The organism is Mariprofundus erugo, assembly GCF_005818865.1.
GTDB classification, from domain to species: Bacteria; Pseudomonadota; Zetaproteobacteria; order Mariprofundales; family Mariprofundaceae; genus Mariprofundus; species Mariprofundus erugo.
On record NZ_VBRY01000008.1, the window covers coordinates 76,947 to 95,484 of the forward strand.

17 protein-coding genes are annotated in these 18,538 nt (G+C 52.5%); 12 read left to right on the forward strand and 5 right to left on the reverse strand.

Features of this window, described 5'->3' with window-relative positions; genetic code table 11:
• Positions 1-28: 28 nt before the first annotated feature.
• Positions 29-616: a urate hydroxylase PuuD gene (locus tag FEF65_RS09345; protein WP_138239546.1), complete on the reverse strand. Its 588-nt coding sequence runs from the start codon at positions 614-616 to the stop codon at positions 29-31.
• A gap of 277 nt (positions 617-893) precedes the next feature.
• Between FEF65_RS09345 and FEF65_RS09350 the strand changes: the two genes are divergently transcribed.
• The 8 genes from FEF65_RS09350 (at position 894) to FEF65_RS09385 (ending at position 9,785) form a co-directional block, all read left to right on the forward strand.
• Positions 894-1,376, forward strand: coding sequence for a ribosome maturation factor RimP (locus tag FEF65_RS09350; protein WP_238701312.1), 483 nt, complete (start codon positions 894-896; stop codon positions 1,374-1,376).
• 58 nt (positions 1,377-1,434) lie between these two features.
• Positions 1,435-2,904, forward strand: a complete 1,470-nt coding sequence (nusA, locus tag FEF65_RS09355; protein ID WP_138239547.1) for a transcription termination factor NusA — start codon at positions 1,435-1,437, stop codon at positions 2,902-2,904.
• A 13-nt stretch (positions 2,905-2,917) separates the two neighbouring features.
• Entirely contained in the window at positions 2,918-3,496 is a 579-nt protein-coding gene (locus tag FEF65_RS09360) for a YlxR family protein (RefSeq protein ID WP_238701313.1), read from the forward strand.
• A gap of 9 nt (positions 3,497-3,505) precedes the next feature.
• On the forward strand, positions 3,506-6,757 hold the full coding sequence (gene infB, locus FEF65_RS09365) for a translation initiation factor IF-2 (protein WP_138239549.1): 3,252 nt from the start codon (positions 3,506-3,508) through the stop codon (positions 6,755-6,757).
• Positions 6,758-6,767: 10 nt separating this feature from the next.
• Positions 6,768-7,112, forward strand: coding sequence for a ribosome-binding factor A (locus tag FEF65_RS09370; protein ID WP_138239550.1), 345 nt, complete (start codon positions 6,768-6,770; stop codon positions 7,110-7,112).
• Positions 7,109-8,131: a DHH family phosphoesterase gene (locus FEF65_RS09375; protein WP_238701315.1), complete on the forward strand. Its 1,023-nt coding sequence runs from the start codon at positions 7,109-7,111 to the stop codon at positions 8,129-8,131. The genes FEF65_RS09370 and FEF65_RS09375 overlap by 4 nt, the downstream gene beginning before the upstream one ends.
• A 98-nt stretch (positions 8,132-8,229) precedes the next feature.
• Positions 8,230-9,186 (forward strand): tRNA pseudouridine(55) synthase TruB, encoded by a 957-nt coding sequence (truB, locus tag FEF65_RS09380; protein ID WP_138239551.1) that lies wholly within the window; start codon positions 8,230-8,232, stop codon positions 9,184-9,186.
• 62 nt (positions 9,187-9,248) lie between these two features.
• The gene (locus FEF65_RS09385) at positions 9,249-9,785 is read left to right on the forward strand and encodes a peptidylprolyl isomerase (protein ID WP_420813978.1); all 537 of its coding nucleotides are present in this window, start codon (positions 9,249-9,251) and stop codon (positions 9,783-9,785) included.
• A 666-nt stretch (positions 9,786-10,451) separates the two neighbouring features.
• Here the strand turns inward: FEF65_RS09385 and FEF65_RS09390 are convergent.
• From FEF65_RS09390 to FEF65_RS09405, 4 genes are all read right to left on the reverse strand, one after another.
• Positions 10,452-10,742, reverse strand: a complete 291-nt coding sequence (locus FEF65_RS09390; protein WP_138239553.1) for a type II toxin-antitoxin system RelE/ParE family toxin — start codon at positions 10,740-10,742, stop codon at positions 10,452-10,454.
• Positions 10,735-10,980: a type II toxin-antitoxin system ParD family antitoxin gene (locus FEF65_RS09395; RefSeq protein WP_138239554.1), complete on the reverse strand. Its 246-nt coding sequence runs from the start codon at positions 10,978-10,980 to the stop codon at positions 10,735-10,737. Before FEF65_RS09395 ends, FEF65_RS09390 begins: the two co-directional genes overlap by 8 nt.
• A gap of 596 nt (positions 10,981-11,576) precedes the next feature.
• Positions 11,577-11,975 (reverse strand): PIN domain-containing protein, encoded by a 399-nt coding sequence (locus FEF65_RS09400; RefSeq protein ID WP_138239555.1) that lies wholly within the window; start codon positions 11,973-11,975, stop codon positions 11,577-11,579.
• Entirely contained in the window at positions 11,972-12,205 is a 234-nt protein-coding gene (locus FEF65_RS09405; protein WP_138239556.1) for an AbrB/MazE/SpoVT family DNA-binding domain-containing protein, read from the reverse strand. Before FEF65_RS09405 ends, FEF65_RS09400 begins: the two co-directional genes overlap by 4 nt.
• Before the next feature lie 539 nt (positions 12,206-12,744).
• Between FEF65_RS09405 and FEF65_RS09410 the strand changes: the two genes are divergently transcribed.
• From FEF65_RS09410 to FEF65_RS09425, 4 genes are all read left to right on the forward strand, one after another.
• On the forward strand, positions 12,745-14,034 hold the full coding sequence (locus FEF65_RS09410; RefSeq protein ID WP_138239557.1) for a nucleotide sugar dehydrogenase: 1,290 nt from the start codon (positions 12,745-12,747) through the stop codon (positions 14,032-14,034).
• A 22-nt stretch (positions 14,035-14,056) separates the two neighbouring features.
• Positions 14,057-15,880: an asparagine synthase (glutamine-hydrolyzing) gene (gene asnB, locus FEF65_RS09415; RefSeq protein WP_138239558.1), complete on the forward strand. Its 1,824-nt coding sequence runs from the start codon at positions 14,057-14,059 to the stop codon at positions 15,878-15,880.
• A 107-nt stretch (positions 15,881-15,987) separates the two neighbouring features.
• The gene (locus tag FEF65_RS09420) at positions 15,988-16,956 is read left to right on the forward strand and encodes a GNAT family N-acetyltransferase (protein WP_202978261.1); all 969 of its coding nucleotides are present in this window, start codon (positions 15,988-15,990) and stop codon (positions 16,954-16,956) included.
• Between the two features lie 275 nt (positions 16,957-17,231).
• Complete coding sequence (locus FEF65_RS09425) at positions 17,232-18,488, forward strand: lipopolysaccharide biosynthesis protein (RefSeq protein ID WP_138239559.1); 1,257 nt, start codon at positions 17,232-17,234, stop codon at positions 18,486-18,488.
• The last annotated feature ends 50 nt before the right edge of the window (positions 18,489-18,538 follow it).

The window sequence follows — 18,538 nt, forward strand, 5'->3', positions numbered from 1 at the left end:
ACCCCTTTTTTTTGTTTGTTGCCTGGTATCAGCCGAAGATCGGGAAGTGGGCGCTTGATGCCATGAAAAAGAGCATCGGGATCGACAGCATGGTGTTGATACGACTGGCGATCAGGGCACGTTTGCCGGCAGCGGCCTTGGCGGTTGCATCAGCAGCAACGATGCCGATCACTTTCTTCTGGTTAGGCCAGATGATGAGTGCGACATTGAGCCACATGATGATACCGAAGGTGGCGCCAATCATGATGTCGACGCCGATGGCGTGAGCGCCACCCTGCTTCCACAGGCCGAACAGCAGCAGCAGGCCGAACAGAACGGTGAACATGGCGGCAAAGCGGAACCAGAACAGGGCGCGACGGACGATGCTGCCCTCCTTGAACAGATCAGCCTTGGTTTCTGCTGATACGCCGGCCAGAGAGGGGACCTGTACGAGGTTGAAGTAATACAACAGGCCGATCCAGGTGATGCCTGACAGGAAGTGGCCCCAGCGTGATACCGCGCCCAGTGCCTGATCCGCGGTCAGGCCGCCGCCGCTTGCAAATGCGGCACCGATCAGAATAGCTGTCAGGGCAAAGCCTGCGGCAATGGTTAATTTATGGTCTTGTAAAATTTTCATGGATGCTCCTTGTCTATATCGCTATGCTGCGCTGCAGGGGATGGTATATCTCTATATACATACCCCGTACGGACGCACATGTTTTCAATGGGCGAATAATACCCTAATGAATTACTCAGGTAAGGGGTATGGAAAGTGTGGGTATAACGCATCGATCTCTGCAGATCGATTGGCGTGACTCGATCCTTTGTTGCTTTATGCATGTTTCTGCCTTATGGTTCGGAATGTTGAAAGTGAGCTGCGGCTCGCTTTTTTTGTTTTTGTCAGGCGGGTTAGTGTGTTGGAAGAGAAAATTGAAGCGTTGCTTAAACCCATTACCGATGAGCTTGGCGTAGATGTCATCAAGGTCAGTCTGGGTAGTGGCGGGCATAGCCAGCTGTTGCGTGTGACGGTTGATAAGGCCGGTGGTCTGGATTCGGATGTATTGACGAGCATCAGTCGTGCGCTGGCGTTGCAGCTGGATGCAGAAGATCCGATCAAGGGCGTTTATCGCCTTGAGGTGTCGACACCGGGTCTGGACTGGCCGCTGCAGACGAAGGCTGACTTTGATCGTCATGCGGATGAGTGGGTCAAGGTTGTGTTTCCTGATGGCAGTAGCCAGGAGGGACGTAATCTTGGTGCGGTCGACGACGGCAGTTTTACGCTGCTGGTGGATGGCGGTAAGCGGGTTGGTGAGCAGGAACGTGTGGTTGCACTTGCTGATGTCAGCAAGGTGATTCGGGCCATCAACTGGAAGGAAGTCTCCAGAGGAATGAAGTAGGGAATTGCGCCAGCGTGATTTCCATACAATCTAGAATGAATGTGGTGAGAAGGCAGTCATGAATGTAGAAATGTTGCAGGTTGCAGACGCGGTTGCGCGTGAAAAATCAGTGGATCGTGAGCTGGTTCTGGAGGCTATGGAGCAGGCGCTGAAAACAGCGGCGCGCAGAACCTATCCCGGGTTGAATGTGGAAGCTGAAATTGACCGTTTGACCGGTGCGCTCAGTCTGTTTCACGTTCGCATGGTGGTTGAAGAGGTTGAAGATCCTGATAATGAACTGACCGTCGCCCAGGGTTTGAAATTGAGTGATGATGCCCAGCCGGGTGTTGAGATTCGTACGGCATTGCCTCCGATTGAGCTGGGTCGTATTGCAGCACAGACAGCCAAGCAGGTGATCAACCAGAAGATTCGTGAAGCCGAGCGTGAGCGGGTGATTGCGGAGTATGCGCCGCGCGTGGGTGAGTTGATCACCGGTATCGTCAAGCGTGTCGAGCGTGGTAATGTGTATGTCGATCTCGGCCGTGGTGAGGCGGTGATGTACCGCGAGGATCTGCTGCCGCGTGAAACATTCCGTCAGGGCGATCGTGTACGTGCCTATCTGCGTGAGGTAAGGAATCAGCCGAAGGGACCACTGGTGTTTATCTCCCGCTCTGATGCAGGCATGGTGTTGCGCCTGTTTGAACAGGAAGTTCCAGAGGTTCAGGATGGTACAGTGGCGATTCAGGCGATTGCCCGTGATCCGGGTTCGCGCAGCAAGATTGCCGTGATTTCAACCGATCCGTCTGTCGATCCTGTGGGTGCCTGTGTGGGTATGCGCGGCTCCAGGGTTCAGGCTGTGGTCAATGAGCTGCATGGCGAGAAGATCGATATCATCGAGTGGACCGAAGATCCGGCTGCATTCGTGGTTAATGCACTTGCTCCGGCCGAGATTGAGCGTGTGCTGGTGGATGAAGCGACCAACACGATCGAGGTTGCGGTCAGTGAAGAGAATCTGGCCATTGCCATTGGTCGTCGCGGACAGAATGTGCGTCTGGCGTCCGATCTGTCAGGCTGGCAGATCGAGCTGATGAGCACCGGTGAAGAGAAAGAGCGTCGCAAGGAAGAGGTCGTCAAGGCGCGGGAAGCATTTACCGAAGGGCTTGATGTGGATGAAGAGTTTGCCACGGTGCTGGTGGATGAAGGTTTCTACGGTCTTGAGGATCTGGCCTATTGTGCGGTGGAAGATATTGCTGCCATTGAAGGGCTGGATGCCGAAGTGGCTCAGGAGCTGCAGAAGCGTGCCCGTAATGTGCTGCTGGACAAGGCACTGCAGCAGGGTGTTGAGGCGGGTGAGTCTTCCGTGTCACTGCTGGATCTGAAGGGTATGACCCGCGAGATCGCCGAGCAGCTGGCTGCACGCGAGATGACAACGGTTGAGGCACTGGCGGATGCTGCTGCTGATGAGATTGATGACATTGAAGGGCTTGGTCGTGAACAGGCTGAGGCTTTGATTATTGCGGCTCGCGAGGCGTCAGGCTGGTTTGACTGATCATCGTGATCCGATGAGGCGTTGCATCATCTGCAGGCAGTCGTTGCCTGCAGATGCTATGCTGCGTCTGATTGTGGATGAAGAAGGGCAGATTTGGCCCGATCTGTTGCGTCAGTTGCCGGGGCGGGGGGCTTATCACTGTATGGGTGATGGTTGTCTCTCCGCCTGCAGCGACAAGCGCCTGCAGGTGTTAAAGAAGGATTTTTCCGTTGTGTTTCCACAATGGGAGGCGCTGCGTTTGAGGATTGAGCATGTGCTGGATAAGCAACAGCAGCGCATGTTCAGTCGCCTTGGCCGCACTGCTGCAATCGGCAGGGATGCAGTGATGCACCGTTTGTGGAATAATGCGCCGGTTGTATTGCTGCTGGCAGAGGATGCCGGTGATGCACTGGTGCGGCAGATTCAGGATGCAGCGGATAAAAGAGGGCATGCCGGGGATGGCTGTGAGCTTGTGCGTGTAGCCGGACGTGACTGGCTTGGCCGGATGCTCGGGCGCGACCAGGTTGCTGTGGCGGCGCTTGACGCCTCGGCAATGGCAGGGAAATTAAAACAATACTGTGTCTGGTATGGGCGCATGAAGGTATCAGGGTAAATAAGGCAGATGGCGAAGCGTATTCTAGATTTGGCAAAAGAACTTGGAGTTGACGCTGCTGAAATTCAGCGCGTGGCCTTGCAGTGCAATGTTGTGGTGAGCGGCCCGACAAGCACCCTTGATGCCGATGACCAGCAAAAAATACGGGCCTCGATTCGGGGCGCTGCAGGCAAGTCTGCAGGCGGTGGTGCCGGTGGAAAGACCCTGACGCTGAATCGCCCGATGGTGGCAGGTCAGTCGCGCAGCGGTGGCCGTGTTGAAGGCCGCGGTCGCTCGGTGGAGGTCTCTGTGCGTCGCCGTCATACGCCGGCAGCCGTCGTGGATCGCACGACCGAGAGTCCGGTTGCGGCCCCGGTTGTTGAACAGCCGAAAGCAGCTGCAGCACCGGAAGTGAGTGCGAAGCCGCTGGCACCTGCCCAGAGAGCTGCTGCCGCACTGGAGCGAAAGAAACAGGCGGAAGCCGAGAGCCGGGCCGCTGCTGCCCGCCAGCAGGAGGCTGCTGCTGCGGCCGCTGCCAGTGCACCGGTGGTGGAAAAACCGGTTGTTACCGTGGCCCGCGTTGCGGCTGCCGAGCCGGTGGCTGTGCCTGAACCGGTCAAGGTTGAAGCACCGGTGGTGACCAAAGAGGCTGCGCCGGTTGCAGCTGCTCCTGCCCCATCGCGCCCTGTCGCTGCAAGACAGCCTGTGCGCAGTGCAGCCAGGCCTGCCACTGCACGCTCTGCCGCTGCAGATACACGCTCCCCATCCGATCAGGCCGGTGTTGTCAGAAAGCCTGCAGTCAACCCGGCTCAGGTCGCCCGTTCGAAGATTGCTGCAGCTACCGCTGCCCGTACCGCGGCTCAGGAAAAGGCGGCACAGGAACGTGCTGCACGGCCGCCAAGGCCGGCCAGACCGCAACAGACCGGCGCTGCCAATACGACTGCCGCTGCCGGTAATCGTACTGCGCCGCAGGGACGTCGTCCCGGTGGACCCGGTGCACAGAATGCGGCTCCGGGCGGACGTGATGGAGCGCAGGGGCAGGGTGCTCACAAGGGACCTCGCACGACCATTCGTCGTGGTCTGACACCGGCCCAGATTGCTGCCTCCAAGGCACCAAGCTCCTCGGTCAAACAGATTGAACAGAAGATTTCGGAAGAGCGCGCCAATCGTCGCAAGGCTGCACCTCGTCCTGCCAACCAGGGCGGTGCCGGCGGAGCTGGCAATCAGGGTGGCGCAGCTGCGACCGCCAAGCAGGCCATGGCTCGTCGTACGCCATCGGTTGCGGTTGCTCCACAGGTGGATGTATCCGCACCGGCAGCACCTGCTCAGCAGCGTCGTCGTGGCGCACCGGGTGCACCTGCACGCGGTCAGCGTCGTCAGACGCCGGCTGAAAAAGCAGCCCGTCGTGATTATGCCTCCAAGCGCAACCAGTTGCTGACCCCGCAGCAGGAAGAGCGTATGGCCAGGCTTGCCCGTGGCAGCAAGAAGCGTTTCCAGATTACCAAGGATGATGACGATTTCGTCGTGCGTACCGTTGAAGTGACCGATCCGATTCTGATCTCCGAGCTTGCCAACCGTATGGCAATCAAGAGCGCTGAAGTGGTCAAGAAGCTGTTCGAAATGGGTATGATGGTCACCCTGAATGAAGGCATCGATGGCGAAACCGCCGTGCTGATCGTTGAGGAGTTCGGCCACAAGGCGAAGATTATCAACGCAGCTGCCGTGGAAGATGTGCTGATTGAAGATATTTCCGATGATGATGAGGGCGATCTGCAGCCGCGTCCGCCGGTTGTGGTGGTCATGGGTCACGTGGATCATGGCAAGACCTCCATCCTTGATGCACTGCGCAAGGCGCATGTGGCAGCCGGTGAGGCGGGTGGTATCACCCAGCACATTGGTGCCTATATGGTGAAACTTGAAGGCGGCGAGCGCGTGGTCTTCATTGATACCCCGGGCCATGAGGCCTTCACCAGTCTGCGTGCCCGTGGTGCAAGCATGACCGACGTGGCGGTGCTGGTTGTAGCTGCCGACGACGGCGTGATGCCACAGACCATCGAAGCACTGAATCATGCACGTGCTGCCGGTGTGCCGATGATTGTCGCTGTGAACAAGATGGACAAGGTCGGTGCAGATCCTGAGAAGGTCATGCGTCAGCTCTCCGAGCACGGCGTGCTGGCAGAAGACTGGGGTGGAGATACCATCTTCGTACCGGTTTCCGCCCATACCGGTCAGGGTCTGGATGAGCTGCTTGAAATGCTGGCGCTGCAGACCGAAATTCTTGAGCTGAAGGCCAACCCGACCCGCCGCGGTAAGGGTATTGTGATTGAGTCCCGTCTTGATCGTGGTCGCGGTCCGGTGGCAACGGTGCTGGTTCAGAATGGTACCTTCAAGCAGGGCGATACCGTGGTTGTCGGTTCAGTCACCGGTCGCATTCGTGCGATTGTCGACGAAAATGCCAAACAGCACCGTACCGCTGGTCCATCCATTCCGTTTGAGCTGCTGGGTCTCGACTCTGTACCGGAGGCCGGTCAGGAGATCTTTACCGTCGAGAGCGAGAAGCAGGCCCGCGATATCGTCCGCTACCGTAAGGACAAGGAGCGTGAGCAGGGTTCCGAGGCGCAGAAGCGTGCAAGCCTTGATGAGCTGTTTGCCAACATGCAGAGCGGTATGAAGGAAGTGCCTGTACTGATCAAGGGTGACGTGACCGGCTCGGTTGAGGCCATGGCTGAATCGCTGGCCAAGGCCGGTACCGATGAGGTCAAGGTCAAGGTGGTGCATAAGGCGATCGGTGGTATTACCGAGTCCGACATCATGCTGGCATCGGCTGCCAATGCGATTGTCATCGGCTTTAACGTGCGTCCTGAAGCCAAGGCCAAGCGCCTGGCCGAGCAGGAAGGCATTGATGTCCGCTTCTACAAGGTGATTTACGACGCCATTGACGATGTTAAGGCGGCCATGGCCGGCGTGCTGGCTCCGGAAGAGGTGGAGAAGGTCACGGGTTCTGCCGAGGTGCGTGAGGTATTCCAGGCACCGAAGGTTGGCGCGATTGCCGGCTGCTACGTCACCGAGGGCCATGTACTGCGCGGTTCGCATGTACGTGTACTGCGTGAAGGTGTACTGGTATATGATGGTGTGCTGGCTTCACTGCGCCGCTTCCAGGATGATGTCAAAGAGGTCAGAACGGGTTACGAGTGCGGTATGAGTGTTGAAAAGTTCAACGATATCAAGGTGGGCGACAGCTTCGAGTTTTATGTAATCGAGGAAGTGGCTGCTACGCTGTAAGGATCCGGCCATGCGAGAGATTTCTGCCAGTCAGAGCCGTTTTCTGACCGATATACAGCGCCTTCTTTCCACGCTGATGCTACGTGATGTGGCTGACCCCCGTTTTTCGGGGGTCAGTATTACCCGCGTTGAGCCATCCGGCCGACAGGCCATCACGGTCTGGGTCTATCGTGTCGGTGAGTGTGATATCGAAGCATGTATGACTGCACTTGCACGCATGACGCCGCATTTTGAACATGAGCTGCGTCGTGCACTGCAAAAACGGCGTCTGCCATCCTTGCGCCTGCGCTGGGATGACAAGTTTGAAAAGAGCGGTGATGTATTGCAGATGCTCCGGGCGCTGGAGCGTCCTTGAAGCAGATCTTTCCGCGCCCTCTGTACGGTGATGTGGACTGGATGCCTGTGATTGATGCGATACGACAGGCTGAACGTATTGTTCTGATTACCCACTGTAACCCGGACGGGGATGGCATTGGCTCCCAAATGGCCCTGTATGATGCGCTGAGCAGTGATTCACTGCTTTGTCATGCCGGTGTTGCCATGCATAACCGCGATGCTGTACCGCGTATCTACTCGTTTCTGCGTCATGCCGACCAGGCCCGTATGGGCGTCTGGACAGAGGCGTGTGCCGCAGCGGATGTGATTATTGCCCTTGATTGCGGGGCGCGCAGTCGCCTTGGCATGCCCGACAGCTTTTTTGAGGGCGCCACACTGATCAATATCGATCACCATGCCAGCAATCGCCGCTTTGGTGATATCAATATTGTCGATGCCCGTTATTGCGCCACCGGTGCCATGATATTTGATCTGCTGATTGCCATGGGCTATGCCCTGAATGCCGATACCGCAAGTGCGATCTATGTGGCGGTGATGACCGATACCGCCAGCTTCCGGCTGGCAAGCTCTACGCCGGCTGTGTATCGCATGGCGGCGGATCTGGTAGAGGCAGGGGCGCAGCCGTGGCCGATTACGGTGAATGTTTACGAAAGCCGCTCTCTCTCCGGTCTGCATATGATGACAGCATGCCTTGATACGCTGGAGATTCATGACGGGGGGCTGTCGGCCTGGGTTTATGTCACCGATGAGATGTACCGTCAAACCGGTGCCGATGTCGAGGATACCGAAGGACTGATCGATTATGCCCGCAGTATTGAGGGTGTCGAAATCGCTGTATTTATCCGCAGTGATGAAAATGTTCCGGGACGCTGGAAGGTGAGTTTCCGTGGCAAAACATTCGCCAATGTCGGTATCCTGGCCGGTGCGCTCGGTGGCGGCGGCCATGCCTATGCGGCCGGATGTCAGTTAACCGGCAGCTTTGATGAGGTGCGCGGTCGTGTTCAGGCCGAGGTTTCCCGAACCCTTTCCGCTCACTGAGTTCTTGTTTTCATTGCGGAGGCCTCTTGCAGAGGTCTCCGCCTTTTTTTGTAACGCCCGGCCGTATGTTGCGGTGACGGTGTGATGGATGGAGTGGCATGCAGCAGCAGAATGTAAAGGCGGAGTCAGCCCCTGTTTGCGGGGTGGTGTTTCTCGATAAGCCGCATGGCTGGACCTCGCGACAGGCAGTCAATGCCATGGTTCGCCTGTTCAGTCAGCCGGGGGCAAAGCGTATCAAGGCCGGCCATGCCGGCACACTGGATCCTCTGGCTACCGGCATGTTGCCGATTTTGATCGGTGAGGCGACCCGTTTTGCCGAGCTGGGGCTTAATGCTGATAAATCCTATCAGGTGACGCTGGATCTCTCATATCAGACCGACACGCTCGATTGTGAGGGTGAGGTGACGGCTCGTTATGACGGCAGCGTGGATGAAGCCACTGTACGCACTGTACTGGCCTCATTGAGCGGTGATCAGTTGCAGGTGCCGCCTGCCTATTCCGCCATTCGCATCGATGGCCAGCGGGCCCATGCCATGGCGCGCAAGGGGGAAGCGGTGGAGATTCCCGCCCGGCCTGTCTGCGTGCACCGGATCGACCTGTTGTCATTTGAGTTTCCGCTGCTGACGCTTGAGGTCAGCTGCTCCAAGGGTACCTATATCCGCTCGCTTGCCCGTGATATCGGTACCGCACTGGCTATGGGCGGCTGCGTGACAGCCTTGCGCAGGCTTTCGACCGGTGGCTGGCCTGAGGCAATGATGGTGTCGCTTGAGCGACTGGATGAGGCGCCTGCGCAATATCTTTTGCCACTATCGATGTGGTTGCGGGCGATGCCGGCTGTCCGTCTCGATGCAGCCATGGGGCGACGTTTTTTGCAGGGGCAGCGCATTCAGTTGCCGGCGACAACGGCATGTCCGGATCCGGGTGACGGAGAGATATCGGTGATGCTGTTTGTCGGCGATGATCTGCTTGGAACCGGCGAGCTCAAATCTGGACATCACCGTGTGGTTCTGCATCCTTCGCGTATTCTACCATCGGCACAGCAGAGGTATGTATGACGGACGAGACAGAGAAGATCAGAAAGAAAAACGGTATCATTATCGTCATTTCACTGGCATTGATGGTGATCACCGGTCTGGTCAATTACGGTCAGACGACAACAACAGCAGGGGAAAATAACGTGGGTTTATTCAGCAAGGCGCCACAGGCAGGCGATAAGGACATTCCGGCAGGCAACCATATCCGTATCGAGACGAAAAACGGTTCGATTCTGATTGAGCTCTATCCGAATGAGGCACCGAACACCGTTGCCAACTTCAAGGCACTGGCCGGCAAGGGCTACTATGACGGACTGCTGTTTCATCGCGTGATCGCAGGTTTTATGGCGCAGGGCGGTGATCCGAAGGGCAATGGTACCGGCGGTCCCGGCTATAAGGTGAAGGCTGAATTCAACAGTCATCATCATGTGCGTGGTACGGTAGCGATGGCGCGCTCCTCCGATCCTGATTCAGCCGGCAGCCAGTTTTATATCTGCTTCGGCCCGCAGCCGCATCTGGATGGCCAGTATACCGTATTCGGCCAGGTCGTTGAGGGTATGGATGTGGTGGATCAGATCCGCCAGGGCGATGCGATGGTGAAGGTGACCGTCGAGCCCTGAAATCAACCGATTCACATCGGGGTCGTGCCTTCACCTGTCGGGAAACCACAGCGTGAAGCACGGCCCCTTTTTTTCTTGCCCCTCGCGCGATATTGATCTCTACGTCGAGTCTGAGCAGGCATGCGGCCGGACGGGAAATTAACATGATGAGAGCCATTCAATTGGCTATTGCTATGCGTAAGATAGATCTGATTGTGAATGGTCCGGGTGCAGTGGAAAACTATTGATGATACAGCAAGGGGCGGAGGAACGAAGCAATGACTGCTGAGACATGTCAGACGCTCTCTTTGCATTTTGACAGGGTAAGTCGGGCGCATGATCAGGTGATGATATGTTATGACGATCGGGATGTGGCTTCGCTGGATGAGTTTGAAAAAGTGACTGTAATCGACAGCTTTATCTTCAGGTTTATCAAGGTCCGGATCTTATGGGCAATAAGCTCTTTCGTGAGCTGCTGGACGGTATTGGTGAGTATGATCTCTCCATGATGAGTATGCTGAAAAAATATGAGGCCGTTTGGGCGCGTGCCTGGACTGTGCCTTGAGATCCGGGTGTAACCTGCCCACGACGCACGTATGCTCCTGGGGCAATGCCCACGCATAGAGCCATTTAGCGAAGAGAGACTGGCTCCCCTTAACTGTCAACTAAAGTATCTGACCCCATTTGCTACAAGTGACGTGGCGCATCCATTCGGTCATGTAAGATGCGAACGATGGTAATGCCGAAATCCGTGACACGAAAATAGATCATATGTCTCACAACACTAAGGCGGCGATAGCCATTACGGATGTGGTCACAGCCAGGCGCTGTTTTCGGTGTCTGCGCCAGTTCAGTGAATGTATTCGCCAACATTTCGATATAGAGATCAGCCTGCTCTATACTCCATTGCTGCCGGGTGTAGAGCCAGATATTCTCAAGGTCGCGTTCTGCGGTCGGGGTGAGTCGATATTCAGCCATATGTGGTATGCATGCGTTGCTTGAATGCCGCACTGTTAAACACCCTTGGCTCGCCGCTCTCTTCGCCCGCTACCAGAGCTGCGCGTATCGCCTCAATCTCGACGCTGCGTTCTTGTTCACGCCGGATGAGGTCGCGGATAAATTCGCTGTCGTTGGTGTAATGTCCTGCATCGATCTGCGCTTTGACCCAGGCGTCTTGCTGGTCGGTTAGCGTAATAGTCTTGCGAACGGTAGTCATATGTCACCTCGGAAGCGTACAATCGCGCAAATATTCATACTATCTACGCAATATAGCGCCAGGCAGTACGCCCGCCAATCCTTTTGTTTCAGTTAAGCTCTATCGTGCACCGGGAGCGCCGTTGCTTGCCCCCGCCGGGGGACATCTCACATCTTTCATCTCACCAGCCTCTCGCCCCTTGCTCATCTCGTCTTTTCGTCTGTAACTATCCGCGACCACGGCTCTGCAGTGGTTTTTCAGCTCATGGTGGGCTGAATGCGTGAAAGATCTTTGTTGAGCCGGGGAAGGGATTCAGTCACACACGGTAACTTTGATGATAGAGTGTCACGCCCGCTGAAATACGGCGTGAGGGTTTCCTTTGTCATTTCACATAGGCCTCTTTTGCGCAAAGAGAGAGCCGCCTGGACTGTTTTCACAGCAGCTGCCACGCACCTGCTGTGCGGTAGTGTGGGTGGAGGGGATCAGTAGGCAGTGGCCAGTCATCAGTCGGCAGAGAAAACAGAATTTGCTTCTAACCGTAAACTGTCATGCTGAAAGCTGGAAATAATCACGTCTGGTCTGATTGAAAATGTCACACTCAAGCCAGGAGCCGATACTTACTCCTTCTTTCCAGCCAGTTTCACGCCGTAGAGGCGGGATAGTTTTTTGTCAAAGGTCATGAGCGTACAGTTGGCGGCCTGGCTTTCCGCTGCAATCAGGCAATCAGAAAAACCACAGCTGTTTTTTTTGAATAGTTCGAGTGCTTCCATAAAGCGCTCTTCTGCTTGCAGGATAAAAGCGCTGTTATGCAGGAGGTGCTCCAGTAGCGGCACAATGATTGATTTGTCGAGTTTATATGCAGCCTGCAATACCCAAACCAGTTCAACAGCAACAATTTGGGGTACAAACATCTGCTTTGCATCGCTGGCAATTTTCCGGGCGATTGCCACTTGTTCCGATTGATTGGGGTCATCAACCAGAATGCGTACAAGGAGGTTGGTGTCTGCGGCAATCACAGTTTGCCGCCTCTGCTTTGAATCGCCTGCTCTATATCATCCAGGCTGGCACTTTGTGATGCAGAGACGAGTCCGAATGCCGCTTCGATATCCTTGATGACTGGCAGAATAATGACTTTGCCATTTTCATATACAAAACCGACCCGGTCACCCTGATGAATGCCAAGTTGATTTCTTACGCTGGCAGGAATGGTGACTTGCCCCTTTGTCGTGACCAGTGACGTTTTCATGGAATACCTCCGGAATGTTGAGTGTACAAAATAAAATAAGTATTACAATGCTCTATAGTGATGTTGTTGTTAATAAAGGTATGGCACTGCGACGGTCGGATGTTCCTGTTGAAACACGAGCGGGTAATGTAAACATCAGTCACCAGTCACAGCCCTGAACTAGCAACTAAAGAACTGACCCCATTTGCTCACCTTTGTTGCTTGCGGTTTTGGGATGATGGTCTATAAGTTATTCGCCGTTTCGCAATGGCTGCATGGCAGCGCTTGCATGACAGGGATGTCTGTTCAGAAATGGTGTACACCATCCCGTTGATCACAATCAAGGAATAGCCGGATTTATCTCCGGGCTGTCATATATCTGCCATCGTTGCAGGTTACTGTGATTGCGGCCCCCCCCCCCCGAATCCAGCTGCCGGCGCACCTGGATTGCGGTAGCGTGCTTGCCAGTCAGTTTGGATGAGTCGATTTCGAAGATTCATATTTGATCAAGCCGAATTGATCGAAAATGCATTCATCAGAGTTTTAACGGAGTATGAAGAATGAAGACGAAAACAGTTTCCGTAGTCGGACTTGGTTATGTTGGCTTGCCGTTGGCGCTGGCATTCGGTCGTGAGATTGCGACAGTTGGATTCGAAATATCTTCCACCAAGGTAAATGCTTACCGTGAGGGCTATGACCCGACAGGTGAGATGGCCGGTGAGCTGTTTGAGCGCGCTCAGTTGCTCAGCTACACGACCGACCCGAAAGATATTGCGGGCGCTGACTTTATTGTGGTTGCAGTGCCAACGCCGGTTGATAATGCACACATGCCTGATTTGACTCCGGTCATCAGGGCTTCCGAGACAGTGGGGCGCCATATGAAAAAAGGCGCGATTGTCATTTTTGAATCCACTGTCTATCCGGGCGTGACCGAGGATATCTGTGTGCCGATTCTCGAGCGGGAGTCGGGGATGGCGTGTGGTGATGACGGCTTCAAGGTGGGGTACTCTCCTGAGCGCGTCAATCCTGGCGATAAGGTCCATACGCTTGAGCGCATCGTAAAGGTGGTGTCCGGCCAGGATGCGGAGACCCTTGAGAAAGTGGCAACGTTGTATGAGATGATTATTGAGGCTGGTGTTCACCGTGCACCGACGATCAAGGTGGCAGAGTCCGCCAAAGTGATCGAAAATACACAACGTGATTTAAATATCGCGCTGATGAACGAGCTTGCCACGATTTTTGACAAGATGGATATCGACACGCTTGATGTGCTGGAAGCAGCGGGGACCAAGTGGAACTTCCTGCCCTTCAGGCCGGGACTTGTCGGCGGTCACTGTATCGGTGTTGATCCATATTATCTGACCTATAAAGCTGAAACACTTGGCTATCACCCGGATGTGATTCTGGCGGGCAGGCAGATTAATGACGGAATGGGTAAATTCGTTGCCGAGAAGACGGTCAAGCAGATGATTGCATCTGATCGCAAGATCAAGGGGGCACGGGTTGCTGTGCTTGGTCTGACCTTCAAGGAAAACTGTGAAGATTTGAGGAATTCGCGGGTGATTGATGTGATCCGGGAGCTTGAATCATACGGGGTTGAGGTGCTCGTACATGATCCTGTGGCAAATCAGCATGATGCCAAAGAGGAGTATGGTGTGTCGCTGGTCGAACAGGATGCGTTGTCGAATCTTGATGCAATTGTTGCTGCAGTGGCCCATGATCAACTGGTCTCCCTGGATGTGTCAGTTTTTGCGTCGATGGCGAATGGATCGATCCCTTTTATTGATATCAAGTCATCCTATGACAGGGCAACACTGGCTGCGGCCGGGTTTGCTGTCTGGCGATTGTAGTAGCAAACGGACTATTTGAAACATGTGTGGCATAGCCGGGATTTATTCTTATCACCCAAAGTCTGCTGAAATAAGCAGGGAAGAGCTCATCCTCATTCGTGACCATATGGTTGCTCGAGGCCCTGATGGAAAAGGTGAGTGGTTCTCGGCTGACAATCGAGTAGGTCTGGCCCATCGCAGGCTGTCGATCATCGATTTGTCTGAGCATGGTTCTCAACCTATGCAGAGCGGTGATGGAAGGTATGCCATCAGCTTCAATGGCGAGATATACAATTACCGTGAACTCCGTGCCGACCTGGAGAGGGCGGGCTCCGTATTCCATTCTGATTCTGATACTGAAGTGTTACTTCATCTTTATGCGAAAAAAGGTGTTGCCATGCTCAATGATCTGCGTGGCATGTTTGCCTTTTCTCTCTGGGATAACGAGCACTGTTGCATGGTAATTGCGCGAGATCCCTATGGTATCAAGCCGCTCTATTATTCAAATGACGGGCAGACAATTCGTATCGCTTCGCAGGTGAAGGCATTGATGGCAGGCGGCAAGGTGTCAAAATCTAAATCTCCTGCCGGCATGGCTGGTTTTTTTCTGTTTGGACACATGCCAGAGCCTTACACGCAGTACCAGGATGTATCTGCGCTGCCTGCAGGACATTACGCGGTCATAGATGAGTCTGGCATGCATGATCCTGTATGTTATTTTGATCTTCAACATGTCTTTGATTGCACCGTTGAATTATCCGAGAAAGAAGCTCAGGAAATGGTGTTTAATGCCATGACCGAGAGCATCAATTATCACTTGATATCCGATGTTCCGGTGGGGGTATTCCTATCTGCTGGGATTGATTCGGGGGCGATACTAAGTCTGGCCGGAGAGGGTGGGTGCCGGCATTTGCAGACGCTTACTCTGGCCTTTGAGGAGTTCGGAGGTTCTGCAAATGATGAGTCACCTTTAGCTGCACAGGTGGCAAAGCACTTCCAGGTAAAACATCATCATAAACGGATATTAGCAGGTGATGAGTTCTCGGCTGGTTTGGATGGCTTCTTTGAAGCAATGGACCAACCGACGACAGACGGATTGAATACATATTTTGTCAGTAAAGCTGTCTCTGAATTGGGCTGGAAAGTGGCGTTGTCCGGCGTCGGCGGAGATGAGATGTTTTGCGGCTATCCATCGTTTACAGATATCCCGAGTTGGGTTCGATTAATGGGGACCCCCTCTCGAATACCCGGTTTGGGAAATATATTCTCGCACCTTGCAACATATGCACGATTAAACCCAAAAGCCGCCGGACTTGTTAAATATGGTGGTACATACGAAGGAGCCTATCTGCTTAAACGCGGGATTTTTCTGCCTGAAGAGCTTCCGGAGCTTGTTGGAAAAGAGATGGCTGCAGAAGGGCTCAAACAGCTTTCAGTTGAGGAGCATATTTCCCGCCGAATTGGTGTTGGCAAAACGACAGAGAAGTCGATGGTCTCTTTGCTGGAAAGCTCTTTGTATATGCGAAACCAGTTACTTCGCGATTCAGATTGGGCTGGCATGGCACACTCGCTTGAAATACGGACTCCGTTTGTAGATGCGCATTTGATTCGAAAAATAGTTCCTGCATTGTCCTCAGTATGGAACAGTTCTGGTAAAGGGTTGTTTTATGGTTCTTTGAACAGGCCGCTACCTGAGTTTATTACTTCAAGGTCAAAAACTGGCTTTTATACCCCTGTATCGAAATGGCTTCAAAGCGATAATCGACTTGATGTATGGAAATCGATTCCCTCTTTGAGGAAAGGTTCTGCTCCATGGGCCCGAAGGTGGGCCTTTGTGGTTGCTGATAGAAGCGGCCTATTGGGTTGAATTGGAGTAGATAAGGTCCAAAAGTTTATGTTTTTAAATCCGACTTGAATATATGAAATGCAATTAGACTGCTCCTGAGTAGTGGTGATGAAAGGAAATCGGATAGAATGGATGATATATCAATAGATGAGTATCGGAACTTGTGTTCTAAAGAGTCGTCAATACCAATTTTCCTCAAAGATTGGTGGTTAGATGCGGTTTGCTCTGAAGGTCAGCAATGGGGGGTTGCCCTGTATAAGAGGGATGGGCGAATAATTGGGGCGCTTCCTTATGTATTCTGCAAGAAGTGGGGTGGAATGTATTTGGGTACAACTAAGTTAACCCCGTATCTGGGGCCTTGGCTTAAGCCACATAAGACAAAGTATGCAAATCAAATAGGGACAGAGAAAAAAGTCATGCAGGGCCTAATTGATGAGTTGCCAAGCTTTTCTTGCTATGAGCAAAGTTGGACCCCTCTCCTTACTAATTGGATGCCATTCTATTGGCGTGACTATAAACAAATGACCAAGTACACCTACACCCTTCCTGAGCTTAAGGATAAGGAAGCATTATGGGCTGGATTCCTTGAAAAAGTTAGGACTGATATTAGGAAAGCAGAGAAGGCAAAAATCGTTGTTAGAGATGATTTGTCGATTGAGGACTTCTTGGGGTTGGCAAATATGACAGCCCAAAGACAGGGGATGGATAACATATACCCTGACCAGTTGGCTAGGCGCATTGATCAGGTGTGCGAGGCAAATGATTGTCGGAAGATTTTTGTAGCTCAGGGGGAAGATGGAAGGCTTCATGCTGGGGTTTACATCGTATGGGATGATAATTGTGCCTATTATTTAATGGGGGGAGGAGATCCAAGTCTGAGAAACAGTGGCGCTACTAGCCTGTGTATGTGGCACGCCATTCAATATGCGGCAGTGGTAACCAATGAATTCAACTTTTTAGGTTCAATGATTGAACCGATAGAGCGCTTTTTTCGAGGCTTTGGAGCCAAGCAAGCTCCTTACTTTTGTGTCAGTAAAGTGAACTCATTTAAGTTTAAGGTGATAAGATCCATTATGAACAGGTATATGAAGTCTTAGTGCAAATAGTTTATATTAAACGAAAGATATATCACATTAATTGTGAATCCCACAGTTTCGTGAAGTCGCGGTAGCAGGGTAATTGGGTGACACGCTGGTACATGTATAGACAGCTACTTCAGTGTGATAAGGGCAACCTGCTTATTTTGTTTATCCATCGGCTCAACGATTGATTGCTAAATCGATTGAAGCTAGGTGCGTTGATTAGAAGAGAAGGAACTGGCCTTTCCGCTGTTGCTGTAGGAAGTAATTGTCAAGCATGAGGGTTTTCGTAAGTGAAGAATCATTTTTCTAAGAATGTTGTGATCTATTTTTTGGGTACGATGATTAATTCAAGCGTCCCATTTTTTCTATTACCTATCCTTACTAGAGTGTTGTCACCTGAAGATTACGGCATTATAACGATATTTACTATTGTTCTTAGTATTTCTGGGGTGTTCGCAGGCCTGAGTGTGCACGGAGCCGTAGCTTTACGTTACTATAAACATGGGCGCGAAGGTATTGCAGCATATGTAGGTTCATGTCTAGCAATTCTGATTGTGACTACAATAATTATGTCCCTTTTGATTGTCTTGCTCGGAGATTATTTGTCGCCGCTGATTGGATTGAAACGAGACTGGATTTTGCTGGCAGTAATATTATCTGGAGGTCAATTCTTGATACAAATACGCTTGACCCTTTGGCAAGTAGTTGGGAATGCGATTAATTATTCTGCTTTCCAAGTTTCTTCAGGTATTATGAATGCTGCTCTTTCCCTTTTGTTGATTTTAGTCTTAGGCATGATGTGGGAGGGGCGGTTGATTGCTCAATGCCTCACCATTGCGATTTTTTCAACGCTTGCCTTGTTCTGGATGTGGAGGGGGGGGCTTCTATCACTTCCGGGTACTGAACTTTTTCATCATGTAAAACATGCCTTGCGATACGGCGTGCCATTGGTTCCCCATGTGTTGGGAGGAATGATGATTGCGTTGGGGGATCGAATGATTATTGAGTCGAAGATGACTACTTCAGATGTCGGGATATATGCAGTAGGGGCACAGGCAGGATTGGCCTTGAACTTACTATATCAATCATTTTTCAAAGCATGGCATCCAAAAATAATGGAGCGTGCATTGGATGATAGCTACAGACGGCGCCTTTTGGTTTCAGGTTCATATAAGGTTATGGGCGGTTCTTTATTGTTGTATATTGTATTCTCATTGGTCGCTTGGTTTATGTACCCATACTTGGTTGGCGTTTCATTTATCGAAGGTCAATGGATTGTATTGTTGATTGCATTATCCTCATTCTTTGGGGCTTGTTATTTCTCAACTGCTATTTACATACAGGTGGCGAATAAGAATGAATATTTAGCAATTAGCACCATATTTAGTGGAGCAGTTGGACTAGCTGTTTCTTATGTTCTATGTGATCCGTTCGGAATGATAGGTGTTGCTCTAGGTGTGGTAGTAGGGCAACTTCTCTCCTTTTTGTTGTGTTGGTATGCTGCAAATTTGGTTTTCCCGATGCCATGGGTGATGAAAAATAGTTAGATATGTCGGTTGGCCTATTTCATGTTCGAGTAATGTTTTGAATGTGTAAA